This window comes from Dehalococcoidales bacterium, assembly GCA_041652735.1.
Classification (GTDB): domain Bacteria; phylum Chloroflexota; class Dehalococcoidia; order Dehalococcoidales; family RBG-16-60-22; genus RBG-13-51-18.
The window spans coordinates 36,318-50,493 of the sequence record JBAZGT010000019.1; the positions used below are offsets into that span (position 1 = coordinate 36,318).

General features: G+C 58.1%; 13 protein-coding genes. 6 read left to right on the forward strand and 7 right to left on the reverse strand.

Going from position 1 to position 14,176, the window contains the following annotated elements; all coding sequences use genetic code 11:
• Positions 1–211: 211 nt before the first annotated feature.
• Positions 212–835: a peptidylprolyl isomerase gene (locus WC370_07870; GenBank protein ID MFA5309380.1), complete on the forward strand. Its 624-nt coding sequence runs from the start codon at positions 212–214 to the stop codon at positions 833–835.
• A 2-nt stretch (positions 836–837) separates the two neighbouring features.
• Here the strand turns inward: WC370_07870 and WC370_07875 are convergent, their stop codons facing one another.
• Positions 838–1,497, reverse strand: coding sequence for a VTT domain-containing protein (locus tag WC370_07875; GenBank protein ID MFA5309381.1), 660 nt, complete (start codon positions 1,495–1,497; stop codon positions 838–840).
• A 121-nt stretch (positions 1,498–1,618) separates the two neighbouring features.
• Here WC370_07875 and WC370_07880 point away from each other — a divergent pair, with 121 nt between their 5' ends.
• Entirely contained in the window at positions 1,619–2,521 is a 903-nt protein-coding gene (locus WC370_07880) for an AraC family transcriptional regulator (GenBank protein ID MFA5309382.1), read from the forward strand.
• A 393-nt stretch (positions 2,522–2,914) separates the two neighbouring features.
• Here the strand turns inward: WC370_07880 and WC370_07885 are convergent, their stop codons facing one another.
• The 3 genes from WC370_07885 to WC370_07895 are packed head-to-tail and all read right to left on the reverse strand — an operon-like array spanning position 2,915 to position 6,732.
• Positions 2,915–5,392, reverse strand: coding sequence for an AAA family ATPase (locus tag WC370_07885; protein MFA5309383.1), 2,478 nt, complete (start codon positions 5,390–5,392; stop codon positions 2,915–2,917).
• On the reverse strand, positions 5,389–5,712 hold the full coding sequence (locus tag WC370_07890) for a MerR family transcriptional regulator (GenBank protein MFA5309384.1): 324 nt from the start codon (positions 5,710–5,712) through the stop codon (positions 5,389–5,391). Before WC370_07890 ends, WC370_07885 begins: the two co-directional genes overlap by 4 nt.
• Positions 5,713–5,730: 18 nt before the next feature.
• Positions 5,731–6,732 carry a DnaJ C-terminal domain-containing protein gene (locus tag WC370_07895; GenBank protein MFA5309385.1) on the reverse strand — a complete coding sequence of 334 codons (1,002 nt, stop codon included), beginning with the start codon at positions 6,730–6,732 and terminating at the stop codon, positions 5,731–5,733.
• A gap of 347 nt (positions 6,733–7,079) precedes the next feature.
• Here WC370_07895 and WC370_07900 point away from each other — a divergent pair, with 347 nt between their 5' ends.
• Positions 7,080–8,036, forward strand: coding sequence for a hypothetical protein (locus tag WC370_07900; GenBank protein ID MFA5309386.1), 957 nt, complete (start codon positions 7,080–7,082; stop codon positions 8,034–8,036).
• On the opposite strand, the gene WC370_07905 is transcribed toward WC370_07900, so the two are convergent.
• Both WC370_07905 and WC370_07910 read right to left on the reverse strand, forming a co-directional pair.
• Positions 8,033–8,818 (reverse strand): aminoglycoside adenylyltransferase domain-containing protein, encoded by a 786-nt coding sequence (locus tag WC370_07905; GenBank protein MFA5309387.1) that lies wholly within the window; start codon positions 8,816–8,818, stop codon positions 8,033–8,035. The two genes, WC370_07900 and WC370_07905, sit on opposite strands and share 4 nt — an antisense overlap.
• A 13-nt stretch (positions 8,819–8,831) precedes the next feature.
• Positions 8,832–9,419 (reverse strand): CoA pyrophosphatase, encoded by a 588-nt coding sequence (locus tag WC370_07910; protein ID MFA5309388.1) that lies wholly within the window; start codon positions 9,417–9,419, stop codon positions 8,832–8,834.
• An 87-nt stretch (positions 9,420–9,506) separates the two neighbouring features.
• Here WC370_07910 and WC370_07915 point away from each other — a divergent pair, with 87 nt between their 5' ends.
• From WC370_07915 to tgt, 3 genes are all read left to right on the forward strand, one after another.
• Positions 9,507–10,424 carry a UbiA family prenyltransferase gene (locus WC370_07915; protein MFA5309389.1) on the forward strand — a complete coding sequence of 306 codons (918 nt, stop codon included), beginning with the start codon at positions 9,507–9,509 and terminating at the stop codon, positions 10,422–10,424.
• Positions 10,425–10,442: 18 nt separating this feature from the next.
• Positions 10,443–11,573, forward strand: a complete 1,131-nt coding sequence (locus WC370_07920) for an acyl-CoA dehydrogenase family protein (GenBank protein MFA5309390.1) — start codon at positions 10,443–10,445, stop codon at positions 11,571–11,573.
• 182 nt (positions 11,574–11,755) lie between these two features.
• Entirely contained in the window at positions 11,756–12,928 is a 1,173-nt protein-coding gene (gene tgt, locus WC370_07925) for a tRNA guanosine(34) transglycosylase Tgt (GenBank protein MFA5309391.1), read from the forward strand.
• A 21-nt stretch (positions 12,929–12,949) separates the two neighbouring features.
• Here the strand turns inward: tgt and WC370_07930 are convergent.
• Positions 12,950–14,176, reverse strand: a 1,227-nt coding sequence (locus WC370_07930; protein MFA5309392.1) for a polysaccharide deacetylase family protein, incomplete at its 5' end; no start/stop codon positions are given.

The following is a 14,176-nucleotide window of genomic DNA, read 5'->3' on the forward strand; positions in this document are numbered from 1 at the left end:
CGGCGGGTGCTATTCTATCCATGTAACTTAGTTATTCAAGTTGTTCCCCAGCTTGATAACAGCCCAACGGATAAAGGGGCCTGGCTAGTCCTTAAGTAAGCAGCGGCGCTTGAGGATTCGCCCGGCCCCTTCCGTTTTTTCAGCCTTTGCTTCAGTCGCGTAAATACGCTAAAATTCAATGGTACCTGTGATATTTCAGGAGGAGGGGCGCATGAAAGCCAAGATATGGCGCTGGCTGCTCACTGTATTTATCTTAAGCGCGGGACTCTTAACGGGTTCCTGCGGGGATAATGCCAAGATAATAACGCTGACTACAGGAGATGGCACGATGATTGATTTCAAAGATAACGGCACCAAGCCGCCGCTGCTGGCGGATACCACAAAAAAATACACCGCCATTATAGAAACGGACAAAGGTAACCTCGTTTGCGATCTTTTCGCCAGGGATGTGCCCAGGACGGTAAGTAACTTTGTTTACCTGGCGACGCAGGGATTTTACGATGGCACCACCTTCCATCGCGTGATAGCCGACTTCATGGCGCAGGGCGGCGACCCCACCGGGACGGGCACGGGCGGTCCCGGTTATAAGTTCGCGGATGAGTTCACCGCGCACAAGCACATGGCAGGCTCGCTTTCGATGGCGAACTCCGGCGCCAATACCAACGGCTCCCAGTTCTTTATTACCTACGTCGCCACTTCTTGGCTTGACGGCAAACATACTGTCTTCGGACAGCTGGTAGAAGGTATGGATGTTCTTAAAAGCCTGGCTGTGCGCGACCCGTCAACCAGTATTCCGGCGAGCAAGATAATCAAGATAACGATTAAGGTGGAGTAGCCTTACAACTCGATGCCGAAAATGTGGAAAACGCCTTTGAGCCCGAAGTAGCCGGCATAGACCACCGTCATGCACTTGATTAGCTTGCCGATGATGACCACCGGCACGAATTTCTTTAGCCCCATGCGCAGCGCCCCGGAGGCGAACGCGGCGGGGTAGAAAAACGGGTTAACGATAAAGGTCACCAGGAATAGGGCCAGCGCTCCCCGGCGCTGGATGAAGCTTAACATGCGCGCGTAGGCTTTCTGCATGCCGCTGTTCTTGTTGGCGCTAAGGGCCGGCCCGGCGCTCTGGCCGGTCGTGTAAATCGTTAGCCCCCCTATAACCTCCCCGGCCGCCGCCGCTAGCCCCAGGAGAAAGACCTGCCACGGATTGCTCATGGTGCCGCCCAGCGCGAAGACCACCGGCAACATGGGCACCGGCACGATAACCGTCGCCCCGCCCAGGATGCTGATGACGAAAGCCCCGATGTACCCCCACTCCTGCATTTCCCGCAGCTTGTCGTTGTAGAAGATGATGGCCGCTATCATCAGCAAAGTGATGACGACACCCAGCAAGCCCAGGAAAAACGACCGGTTGAAGGTCTTTTTCCCCGCCGGCTCCGCCGCTGCCATTGGCTCGGCTTCCAGGACTGGTTTTTCTTCCGGTATTTGCGCTGTCATCTTTCGCCTGTATCCACTATTATAGCAGGTGGGGCAAGAACGGTGCGGCTATTTCGGCAACTCGAATCAAACAATCCCGGCGGCGTCTTCCGTATAATCATTGAAGAAGGGTGGTGAGACATTGTTTGAGTGGAACCGGAGCATCCAGAAAATGCTGGACGTCGTGGAGGAAAACCTGACCGGCCCGCTGACGCTGGAGATGCTGGCCGGGAAGCTGGGCTATTCCCCGTACTACTGCACCCGCCAGTTTCACCGTTACGCAGGGATATCACTGCGTGACTATATCCGGCTGCGCAAGGTCAGCTCCGCGGTCATTGATTTGCGGGATACCGGCGACCGCATTATCGATATCGCGGTGAAGTACGGCTTTTCCTCCCAGGAGGCATTCACGCGCTCGTTCAAGAGGGCCTGCGGGATGACCCCCAACGAGTACCGCCGTTTACCCCGGCCGCTGCCGCTGCTGGTCAAACGTAATGTCTTCAACCCTTACTTATTAGGATTGATGGAGACGAAAGTGAAAGAAAATGCCACCAACAATATCACAGTAAGCGTCCAGGTAATCCCCGCGCACAAGTTCATCGGTATCCGCCATTTAGATGTTCCAGGCTACTGGGAGTTCTGGCAGAAAGAGGAGGAGATACACGGCAAAGACCGCTGTGATGAAGTGGACGGCGTCCTGTCCAGCATCAAGAGCTTTAACGGCTGCGTGGGAGGGCGTTTCTACCAGGAAGGCAAACCGGGCTACATGTACGGCATAGAGGTGCCGGCCAAATACGCCGGAGAAATCCCAGAGGGGATGGAATGCCTCTGTTACGCGGAGGGGCCTTACGCCGTATTCCACCACCCGCCCTATGATTACACCGCCATGGAGCGTTCCGTGGACGAAGCGATGGAAAAGTTTATTGGTAGCTGGGACCCCGGCGCGCACGGCTACGCGTGGGACCGGACCAGGCCCACCTATTACCGGCACAATCCGGCGGGTTATGGCCAGGCTGCCGTCATTCCTTTAAAAAAGACTAAATAGGAGAGTATGGAAGATGGCCGGGAACCGGCATATAGAATACCACACCGACGAAAGCCGGTGTCCAGGTAGTCGGAGTTAGTGCCGGCTGCGGCAGGTTCACTGATGCGGCATCACCGGATTCCGGTATTCATCAGAATGGTTAATATTTAAGAATATGTGGAAACAGCATAAATCATCGGCACTCTCCCTGCCGGCGGGGAGTGGGATCAAAGGAACAGGGGTCGGTTTTTTCTGCCCCCTTTGAAAAAGTCCCGATTCACCCTGTTCATCCGGGATTCCGTATGAGGGACGAATCGGAAGGGGATAAGAGAGGGATTTTGATTTACGCACAAACCATGAGCCCCGACTATGAAGTCGGGGCTCAACGATTTGCCCTTAAGGCGCATCAGGATTTCAGGCTGCCTCAGCCTCCGCCGCCACTTTAGCCCTGGCCGACGCCTTGTTCTTGAAGGTCAGTTTCCCTTCTTTGTCCACGTTCACCTTGACCGTGTCGCCCTCGTTCAGCTCGGCGCGGAGTATCTTGCCGGAAAGCGGGTTCTCCACTTCCCTCTCGATTACCCTGCGCAGCGGGCGCGCGCCGTAAACCGGGTCATAGCCTTCTTTGGACAGCCAGGCCTTGGCCTTGTCCGTCAGCTCCAGCCCTATCTGGCGCTCCGCCAGACGGCTTTCCAGGTCTTTAATCATCAGGTCGACGATGCTCCTGAGCTGTTCCTCGCTGAGTTCGTGGAAGACGATGATGTCGTCCAGCCGGTTGAGGAACTCGGGGCGGAAGGCTTTCTGTATTTCCGCGGTGACCTTTTTCTTCATGTCCTCGTAGCCCTGCTTTTGCGCCGTCGCCTTGTCACGGCTGGTGGCAAAGCCGAGCTGGCTCTCCCGTTTGATGATATCCACGCCGGCGTTAGAGGTCATGATGACCACCGTGTTTTTGAAGTTCACCGTGCGCCCGTGCCCGTCCGTCAAACGCCCGTCGTCCATTATCTGGAGCAGGGTGTTGAATACTTTAGGGTGCGCCTTTTCTATTTCATCCAGCAGTATCACGCTGTAAGGCCGTCTCCTCACTGCCTCGGTCAGTTGGCCGCCCTCGTCGTAGCCCACGTAGCCGGGCGGCGCCCCGATGAGCCGGGAAACGGTATGCTCTTCCTGGTATTCGGACATGTCCATCCGCACCATGGCCGTCTCATCCCCGAAGAGGAACCACGCCAGTGTGCGTACCATCTCCGTTTTGCCCACGCCCGTCGGCCCCAGGAACATAAAGCTGCCGATTGGCCGCTTGGGGTCGGTCAGACCGGCCCGACTCCTCCTTATTGCCTCGGAGATGGCCGTGACCGCTTCTTCCTGGTTGACGAACCGCTCGTGGATGCGTTCTTCCATGTGGATGAATTTGCCCGTCTCCCCCTCCACCATCTGGGATATCGGGATGCCGGTCCACTTGGACACCAGCTCGGCGATGTTTTCGTCGCTGACCTCCTGGCTGATTTTCTCTTTTTGCAGCCAGTCCGTTTTTTCCTTCTCGTACTCGGACTCTAGCTTCAGCCGGTCCGCCTTGACCCTGGCGACGTTTTCATAGTCCTGCCGCTGTGAGGCGGCTTCTTCCTCGTCGGTCAGCTGCTTGAGCTTTGCTTCCTTGGACTTGAGTTCCGGCGGCAGGCTCTCGCTTTCGATGCGCAGCTTGCTGGCGGCCTCGTCTATCAGGTCGATGGCCTTATCCGGCAGCTGCCGGTCGGAGATATAGCGCTGGGAGAGCTTGGCGGCTGCTTCCAGGGCCTTGTCCGTTATTTTTATCTTGTGGTGCGCCTCGTAGCGCGGGCGCAGCCCCTTGAGAATCTCGATGGTGTCCGCCACGTTGGGCTCGTCCACGAAGATGGGCTGGAAGCGTCTTTCCAGCGCCTTGTCCTTCTCGATGTGCTTGCGGTACTCGTCCAGGGTGGTGGCGCCCACGCATTGCAGCTCGCCGTGCGCCAGCGCTGGTTTGAGCATGTTGCTGGCGTCGATAGCGCCTTCGGCGGCCCCGGCCCCCACCACCGTATGTATTTCGTCGATAAACAGTATCACTTCGCCCTTGGCTTCCTTGACCTCGTCCATCACGGCTTTTAGCCGCTCTTCGAACTCGCCGCGGAACTTGCTGCCGGCTACCAGCGCGCCCATGTCCAGGGCGATTACTTTCCGACCCTTTAGCGAGGTGGGGACATCGTCCGAGGCTATTTTTTGCGCCAGCCCTTCCGCGATGGCCGTTTTGCCGACGCCTGCCTCTCCCACGATGACTGGGTTGTTCTTGGTGCGGCGCGTCAGTATCTGCATGACGCGCTTAATTTCTTCTTCCCGCCCTATCACCGGGTCGAGTTTGCCCTGTCGCGCCAGCTCGGTAAGGTCACGCCCGTACTTTTGCAGGGAGCGGTACTTGCTCTCGGCGCGGGCATCATCCACCCGCCGGCTCCCCCTTAGCTTCTGCAAGGCGGAGTAAACGTTTTCCTGGGTAATGCCGGCGGCGTGCAGTACCTTGGCGGCGTCCCCTTTGTCATCGCTGACTATGGCGATAAGCAGGTGCTCGGTGCTGATAAATTCGTCCTTGAGCCTGGCTGCTTCCGCCTCCGCTTTTTGCATCAGCATGGCTATGCGCGGCGTGGCGTAAATCTGCCCCGTCTGGTAGGTGACCTGCGGCGTTTTGGTCAGTATTTCTTCCACCTTGTTGCGGGTGGTATCTATATCTACTTTAAGTTCCTTGAGGATTTCCCCCACCAGCCCCTGCCGCTGTATCAGCAGGGATAAAAGTATATGTTCCACGTCCCACTGGCTGTGCTTGTGCTGCACGGCTATCTGCTGGGACGCCTGTAATGCTTCCTGTGCCTGTTCTGTGAATTTTTCCTGTCTCATAGCTCTTTACCCTCTCTAAGCTTTTCTATTTCATCGTGCGCCTGTTCCAGGGCGCTCTGGAGTTCTTCCATCTGCTGTATCATGCGCAGGATAACCTCCACCCCCGGCAAATTGATGCCCATGTCTTCCACCAGGGTCTTGACCCTTTTTATCATGGCGATGTCCTGGTCGGAATAGAGGCGTATGTTGCCCTGGGAGCGCCGCGGCTCGATGATGCCCACCCGTTCGTAGTAGCGCAGGGTATAGGTATGCATTTCCAGCATCCTGGCCGCCACGCTGATGACGTAGCGTGGTTCTTCACCGTATCTTTCTCTTTCCATAGTCACCTCGTTTCGCTATCAGGCGGCGTGTGATTGCCCTAGTTGCCTGAACAGTTCCTTTTCTTTTTCCGTCAGACCTGTCGGCAGCACCACGTTCACCTTGGCCAGCAGGTCGCCCCGGTGGGCTTTACCCAGGTGGGGCATGCCCTGGCCGGTCAGGCGGAAGACGCGCCCGTTCTGGGTTTCCGGCGGGATTTTCAGCGCCAGCCTGCCCTTGAGCGTGGGCACCTGCACCTCTCCGCCCAGCACCGCCACGGTCAGCGGTACCGGCACGGTGGTGTTGAGGTCGTCCCCCTGGCGTTCGAAAGTTGCGTGGGGGCTGACGGTAATATTCAAATAAAGGTCGCCGCTGCTGCCGCTGTTAGAGCCCGGCTGTCCCTTGCCGGAGATACGCACCCTGGAGCCGGTGGTTACCCCCGCCGGAATCTTTACTTCCAGCCGGTTCATACTGGCCGCGACGCCGCTGCCGCGGCAGGCGGCGCAGGGCAGGTTCTGTATCTGCCCGGTCCCCCCGCAGGCTTTGCACGGCTCTTCTCCCTGTAGGTTTATCATGCGGCTGGTGCCGTTATAGGCTTCTTCCAGCGTTACCTCGACCTGCGACTCCAGGTCCTGGCCGCGCCTGGACTGGGTGCGGCGGGAACCCCCCCGACCCCTCCCTCTGCCGAAAAGCTCCTCGAAGATGTTGTCCATCCCGCCGGTGTCCCCCCCGAAGTTAAAGCCGGAGCTGTCCCCGGGGGCGTACTGGCGGTACTGCGGCGGCTGCTGTTGCTGTTGCGCCTGCTCGAACTGGTCGGCGTACTGCCACTTATCGCCGTACTTATCGTACTTTTTCCTTTTTGTCGCGTCGGAAAGCACTTCATAGGCGGCGTTGATTTCCTTGAACGTAGCCTCGGCGGACTTGTTGCCGGGGTTAACGTCCGGGTGGTACTTGCGCGCCAGCCGGCGGTAAGCCTGCTTTATTTCCTTATCGGTGGCTTCTTTTTTCAGGCCGAGTACATCGTATAAATTCTTGCCAGCCATATCTTTTCTCCGTCAAAGCTATACTACTATTATAAAGTGTATTGAAATATCATGTCAATAGATAAATAGGAAAGTTAACAACAGAATGTTAAGATATGGTTAAGACGACTTATCGGCTTAGGTGGAGCGGTATTCAGTCCTTTCGCACCGCCGGGATAGGGTGGGAAAATGGTGTTTTAAACCGCTCCTTCTGTTTACACTGAGTTACCACGAAGTGAGCCCGTTGAAGGGTGGGATAAGTCCGTTGCTTCGGTTCCCGGGCTCACCCGGCATAACCTTAAATGATGTCTTTTCCACCAGTTGACAAGCTAACTTATCACGTGTAATCTATGGGTGAGGATTATCTGATGGCAATTTGTCCCAACTGCGGACGCCAAACGCTCCGGACTAAAGACTGGGTTTGCCAGTGGTGCGGCTATCCGCTGATTTCCCGGGCCTTCCGGAAAATTGACAAGACCTACCGCGAGCTCCAGGATGAAAGGCTCCAGGCCGCCGGGTCGGCGGACGCTGAAACTGAGCCCGCGCTGGAGCCGGAAATGGCATCCGAACCGGAGCCCGCGCCTGAACCTGAACCGGAACCCGCCCCCGCACCGGATCCCCGGCCACGCCCTGTGACTCTGGAGCGGCCCGTCCCTCAGAGCGTGCCGGTCAAAGAAAAAGCCCCGGTGCCGACCCCGCTTTCACCCCCCGCCGCCCCCCCGGCCGGGCCGGCAGTCAAATCATTGCCGGAGCCGGTCGATACGCCGGAACAAAAGCCTATGGTCGTTCCTCCCTCCCCCCCGATTATTCTGCCCGCCGCGGGCGCGCCGGAACCGGTAGCTCAACCAGAAATCCCGCCGGAAGCCATCACTCAGTCACAGCCCGAGCCTCTGCCGGAAACTGAAATAAATGCCCGGCCCGAAGCCCTGCCGGAACCGGAAATTATGGCCGTGCCCGAACCACCGCCACCGCCGCCGGAAGCGCTGGTAAGGCTGGATGCCATCGCCGACGGCATGGAAATCAGCGCCGACCAGCTGGATGCGCTTTTCCGGGCGGATAAATCGGGTGCCCACGCGCGTTTGTCCGGCAAGACCGTGGTGCTTAAGGGAACGGTGGATAAAGTGTTCATCCGGGAGCACCTGGAAATCCGCTATATCGTGCTGACCGGCGCCGGACGGAAAACAAATATGGGCCTGCGCTGTACTTTCAACAAAGAGGACTCCTCCCAGGCCGGCCGCCTCACCGAGGGGGAATCGGTCATGGTGCGCGGCAGGTATGACGGCTACAGCAAGAACATCATGTTCAAGGACTGCCAGTTACTCTAGAGTTTGCAGGCTTTAGCCCTGTCCCACGTATATTTCATCATTGCTAGCGTTGCTTCGATATCCCCCGGCGGCATCCCTTGATGCCAGGTCATGGCGTCTTTTATCAGGCCTTGCCACCGTTTGCCCAGTGTTTTTAAAGCCCATCCGGCCGCCGCCGGTTTTGACTTCACGGTGCCGTACTTCAGCGTATATAAAGACCGGCAGTTCGTTAACACAACGAAAGGCTGGTTTCCCGGGGGCGTCAGCCAGGCTCGGTCGTCCAGCCGCGGCGCCCAGTCCACGCGTAAACCCTCCACCACCGCCCTCTTGATATCGTCCGGAGTGATCGGCATAATCAGAGGGCGAATCGGCGGGCCTGCTACGGTCACGCCATGCTCGCGCAGTATGTGAAAATTTATCAGCCAGTCGCTTTCCGGGCGGGCGGTAAAGAATTTCCTGTTCCAGACATGCGGCCGCGGCGGCTCTTCCGTATTAAAGCGGTATATGGAACTCACCGGGAAATAGGCGCCCTCCAGCTTGCCGGCCCATGCCAGCCCGCCGTCATGGATGCGCTGATGCATCGCTTCCAGTGCCGGGGTGATGCTCTCCGGCGGCTCTGCCGTGGTAACGACCACGAAATCGATATCGCTGTGGCCAGGGGTGAAGTCCCCGAGCGCCAGTGAGCCGTGCAGGTACATCCCCAGGAAGTATTCGCCCAGAGTAGCCTGAGCTTCATCGCGGAAGAGCTTTAGTACTTCGTTAACGTATGGATAGAGGGTGGGGCTGAAAACCTCGGGTGACATGGCACACCTCGTTTTAAACTGTGTTCCGGTTAGCCGAAGGCAGCCGGGAGATGATAGTCAGCAGCTTGTTCAATATGCGGGCGGTGGCGCCCCAGATGATATTGCCTCTATAGTAGTAGTCGTAAGAGTCCACCACGATGCCGCCGTCGAGAGTCTCTATATTAGGTTTCATGTTGTCTTTATCCAGCAGCGCCGCCAGCGGCACGCTTATCAGTCTTTCCACCTCCGCCCGGTTCGGCCTAAAGCGGTAGGGGTGGGGTATCATCCCCACGAAAGGCGTTACGATGAAGTTGGAGGTGGTCGTTATCTCGTCGTCGAGCTCTCCCAGCACCGTAACGTCCTCGGGCTTTAGTCCGATCTCCTCCTCGGCTTCCCGTAAGGCGGTATCCTTCAGCCCGCCGTCATCGGCGTGGCGCGCCCCGCCGGGAAAAGATATCTGTCCCCGGTGCGTTTTCATCTCGTTGGAGCGTTTGGTAAACAGGATATGGTATTGCCCGTTCTTTTTATAGATGGGTATCAGCACTGCTGACGGTATCCGGCTGGCTTCGGTAATCGATTTCTTGGGCCTTTTGGTAAGGTACTCTTTAAGTTCGGCTTCCATCGTCCCTATATTAATAGAACGCGGCGTTAAATACAACCTTTGTTACCTGCCATGGTTAATGTGTATAATTTAGATGGAGTAAAGCTGATGAATATTAATCAAGCCGGAGCCGCCACCGGAGCAAGCCCCGCCCTGTCTGTGAAAAAAGGCCGGTCGTTGGGGGCCTGGTGGTATTATATCGAGGTCCTCAAGCCGCTGCCCACCGTCCTGCTGGGCTTTATCGGTTTAGCTACGGCGGTTATCGCCGGGGGAAATATCGTATCCTGGAAACTGCTCCTGGTGCTGGCGGCGGTAATCACGGCCGCGGCCGGGGCCAACGGACTGACCAACTATCTCGACCGCGATATAGACGCGCGCATGCGGCGCACCTGTCTGCGGGCGCTCCCCTCCCGCGCCATTTCCCCCTCGAATAAAGTGATCCCCCTGATTGGCGGGCTGATAGTCGTCGGGCTGGGGCTGTCCTGGCTGTTGAACCCCTACGTTTTCCTGGCGGACGCGGGCGGCACGCTGGTGGCCGCCACCTGGCGCAAGAAGGTGACCTGCGTCTATCCCCAGGGCATGCTGGCCAGTTTCGCCCCGCTGCTCATGGGGTGGCTGGCGGTGAATAAATCCCTGAGCTGGGAGCTGTTGCTGCTCTGTGTCCTGATTGCCGCCTGGCTGCCGCTGCATGTCTGGAGCGTCAATATCACCCACCGGGACGACTATAAGCAGGCGGGGATTAACTACTTCCCCATCAACCTGGAAGTTAAAGACGCGGTGAAAGTGCTGCTGGCTTTTGCCTTGGTGCTGTACGCGGCTTCCCTCGCCCTGTATTTCGTGGGGCACTTCGGCTGGCTTTACCTGGCGCTGGCTAACGTGCTGGGTGTCCTGATGGTTTATGGCTCCGCCCGGCTCGTTTTTACCCGCGCCGCCGCGGATGCCTGGAAGCTTTACCGCCTTTCGGCTTTCCCTTATCTGGGACTGCTGTTCCTGGTCATGTGCCTGGATATCCGGTTTTTAGCGTAAAATTGCGGGAGAGATGCTATGGACTTTAATCTGAGCGAACAGGAAAAAATGCTGCAAAACCTGGCTAAGGACTTCGCCGCTAATGAAGTGGCGCCGCAGGCGGCCGCTATCGACCGTACCGGCGAATTTCCGGCGCTCCTGGCTAAGGAGATAGGCCGGCGCGGTTTCCAGGGACTGCCTTACCCGGAAGTGTACGGCGGCAGCGGGGCGGGTTACGTTAGCTTTGTCCTGGTGCTGGAGCAGCTCTGCAAGGCATCGGTCAGCGTGGGCGCTATCATGGCGGTCAATACCGTGCCGGAAGAGGGAATTTTCCGCTTCGGCAGCGATGAACAGAAAAAGCGGCTGCTCACGCCGCTGGCCAATGGCATCCGTCTGGGCGGCATCGGCTTTACCGAGCCGGACACCGGCTCCGACCCCTCCCTGATTACCACCACCGCCCGCCGTCGCGGTGACGGCTACGTTATCAATGGGCAAAAAATGTTCATGTCCCTGGCGCCGGTGCTGGACGTGGTGCTGCTTTTCGCCAAACGCACCGACGGCGAAGGGCTGAACGCTTTTATCGTGGAAGGCAAGTCGCCCGGCTTTACCGTGCAGGAGACGCTGGAGACGATGGGCATCCGCGGGCTGGGTACTTCCATCGTTAACCTGGACGATGTCCATGTGCCGGCGGAAAACCTTATCGGCAAAGAAGGGCAGGGCTTTGCCATTTTACTGGAGGCCATCAGCATCGAGCGCATGAGCGTGGCGGTGCAGGGCCTGGCCGCGGCCCAGGCGGCTCTGGAGCTTTCCCTGGCGTACGCCAAACAGCGTAAAGCCCAGGGACGGCCTATATCCAGGATGCAGGCCATCCAGCAGCCGCTGGCGGAGATGGCCTCCCGCATCGAGGCGGCGCGCTGGCTGATTTACCGCACCGCTTTCCTCCGCGACCAGGGCCAGGGTATCCAGTACGAGTCTTCCATGGCCAAGCTGTTCGCTTCCCAGGTGGCGGTGGACGTCACCCGCCTGGCCATGCAGATACACGGCTCTTTTGGCACCATGAAGTCGCTCCCGCTGGAAAGGCTTTACCGCGACGCCAAGATGACCGAGATTTACGTCGGCATCAACGAGGTGCACCGCAGCATCGTCGCCAGCCGGCTGATACAGGGTTAACCTATAATATACAGACCTGCTCCTCCCCCTCTCTGTATACGGAGAGGGGAAATTAAAGGGGGAGAGGTTGAGCCCCTTTTCCCGTCTCCCCGCCGACCGGCTTCTGTCATCCTGAGCGCAGCGAAGGATCTCGGGGTGGAGTGGGGTAAAATATCCGGTACTTTGCCTGGAACGGATTAAAATTGACTGAAAAACATTTTAGCTTAACCAATACCACCGGCGCCGCCCGCGCCGGAGAGCTCAACACGCCCCACGGTAAAATCCTGACGCCGGTGTTCATGCCGGTGGGCAGCCAGGCCACCGTCCGCACCCTCACCCCCGCGGACATTAAGGAAATCGGCTTTAACATGGTGCTGGCCAATACCTACCACCTCTATCTCCGGCCGGGCATCGAGACGGTTCAAGCGCTGGGTGGACTGCACCGCTTTATGGCCTGGGACGGCGCCATGCTGACGGATAGCGGCGGCTACCAGGTCTTTAGCCTGGCCCCGTTCTGTAAAATCACCGATGATGGTGCTGCTTTCCGCTCGCACATTGACGGCTCCGAGCATTTTTTAACGCCGGAGCTGGCCGTGCGCTATCAGGAGGCGCTGGGGGCGGATGTCATTATGGCCCTGGACGAATGCTCGGCTTACGGCGATAGCGAGGAAAAAGTAGTGCGGGCCATGGCGCGGACGCACCGCTGGGCGGAGCGTTGCCTTGCCGCCCGGCAAAATAACGCGCAGTCGCTCTATGCCATTGTGCAGGGCGGTGTTTTCCCGGAGCTCCGGGCGCAATCGGCGGAGTTTTTAACCCGCCTGGACTTTCCCGGCTACGCCGTCGGCGGGTTGAGCGTCGGCGAACCTAAAGATGTGACCCTGGATATCCTGGAACGGACCACCGGACTGCTGCCGCCGGACAAGCCGCGCTATCTCATGGGCGTGGGCGCGCCTGAGGACTTGGTAGAAGGGGTGGCGCGGGGTATAGATATCTTCGACTGCGCCCTGCCGACGCGCGTCGCCCGCAACGGCGCTTTATTCACCCGGCAGGGGCGTATCAACATCCGCCGGGCGCTCTACAGTAGGGCGGAAGGCCCCGTCGACCCCGCATGCGATTGTTATACCTGCCGGACGTTCAGTGCCGCCTATTTAAGCCATTTGTTCCGCAGCGAGGAGCTGCTGGGCCTGCGCCTGGCCAGTATTCATAACCTGCGCTTTATCCGTAACCTGATGGCGGATATCCGGGCCGCCGTCCTGGGCGGCACTTTCCCGGACTTCCGGGCGGAGTTTCTGGCTCGATATAAAACCACTGATGAGCAGACGCGGGTGGACCAGAAGGGGAAATGGCTGCGGCAAAGAAAAGCGCCGGAGCAATAGCGGATACTCTGGGCCGCTGCGCTATTCCCGGCGGATTTTAATATCGCCTTTATTGGGTACGGCGTTATAGATTAGATATTTGTTGTCGCCCTCGATTACCGGTTCCGCGTGCCGCGTTTTCCCGTCCTGGATAACCGTCGCTTTACCCGTCCAGTCTTCGTGCAGTAATGTCTTGAGTGTTAGCGGATAGCTGAACTGCTTGTATTCCGGCGGTAAAGTCAACTTTATGGTGTAATCCGTTCGCCCCGCTTTATTTTGTACGCTTACCGTCGCGTTCTGGCGTTCGTGGATATACTGGATGGCCTCGTTATAGGTGGCGTTCCAGACGTCGTTCAGCCGTCCGGCCAGGTAGGCTAAATGTCTGCCGCACGTTTCGCCGGACGGCGGGTACCACCCCTCCCCGTCGACCCCGTGCCACATCTCGATGCACCAGCGCCCCCCGGCAATCGCGTCATCCACCCAGGCGTTCATCACCCCCGCTGATTTTCCGGAGTCCGCCGTCCGGTAGTTCAGGGCATACCAGGCGGTATCATCGGGGTCGAGGGGGTTATCGCCTTCGACGCCGCTTCTTTCCGCGTAATGGTGCTGCCGGATAACCGCTTCCGCCTTGGCGTTCTTGGTGTTGTACGGGCTCACCATGCCGATTACCTTTATGCCCTTGAGTTTGGTCAGCAGCGTGCTGCGGGCGCCGTTTATCTGCTTTTCCAGCTCGTCGGGCTCGACCGCCGGGTCGATGCCGGCGAAGTCGCGGTGGTTGAAGGAATGATTGGCGATATCCATCTGCCCCTGGTCGATTAGTTCCCGCCACTCTTTCCAGGTCCCGCAGTATGCGCCGTTGGCGCCGTCCGGCGGACTGCCGGAATCTCCGTAGGCATAATGTTTTTCCACCCAGTCCGTTATCAGCGCCGCCGTGCCCTTGAGGCCGTATTGCCTGAAGAATTCGTTGTACTTTACGCAGGAATGGTAAATGCCGTCGTCGGCTATGAAGGTGACGATTGCTTTTTTATTGTCTCTTACCGGGCATACGGAGGTAGCTCCGTGGTTCGTTTTCGTATTGAATGGCTTGAAACGTTTAAAAAACTGTTTCAGAATGGGCCGGCCTCCTTGGTTTATAGTATCATCTGCGTTTTTCGGACTAAAACGGCCACCCTTTCGGAGCAAACCGGCCGGCCTTTCGGAGTAAAGTAGGCCACTCTTTCGGAGCAAATCGGCCACCCCCATCGGAACGGCGCTGGACAATAGCAATGG

Coding starts and splice junctions, on each gene's coding strand:
- WC370_07900 (MFA5309386.1), top strand. CDS start 7,080: ATGGCAATTTGTCCCAACTGCGGACGCCAAACGCTCCGGACTAAAGAC.
- WC370_07890 (MFA5309384.1), bottom strand. CDS start 5,712: ATGGAAAGAGAAAGATACGGTGAAGAACCACGCTACGTCATCAGCGTG.
- WC370_07870 (MFA5309380.1), top strand. CDS start 212: ATGAAAGCCAAGATATGGCGCTGGCTGCTCACTGTATTTATCTTAAGC.
- WC370_07895 (MFA5309385.1), bottom strand. CDS start 6,732: ATGGCTGGCAAGAATTTATACGATGTACTCGGCCTGAAAAAAGAAGCC.
- WC370_07885 (MFA5309383.1), bottom strand. CDS start 5,392: ATGAGACAGGAAAAATTCACAGAACAGGCACAGGAAGCATTACAGGCG.
- WC370_07920 (MFA5309390.1), top strand. CDS start 10,443: ATGGACTTTAATCTGAGCGAACAGGAAAAAATGCTGCAAAACCTGGCT.
- WC370_07875 (MFA5309381.1), bottom strand. CDS start 1,497: ATGACAGCGCAAATACCGGAAGAAAAACCAGTCCTGGAAGCCGAGCCA.
- WC370_07905 (MFA5309387.1), bottom strand. CDS start 8,818: ATGTCACCCGAGGTTTTCAGCCCCACCCTCTATCCATACGTTAACGAA.
- WC370_07915 (MFA5309389.1), top strand. CDS start 9,507: ATGAATATTAATCAAGCCGGAGCCGCCACCGGAGCAAGCCCCGCCCTG.
- WC370_07910 (MFA5309388.1), bottom strand. CDS start 9,419: ATGGAAGCCGAACTTAAAGAGTACCTTACCAAAAGGCCCAAGAAATCG.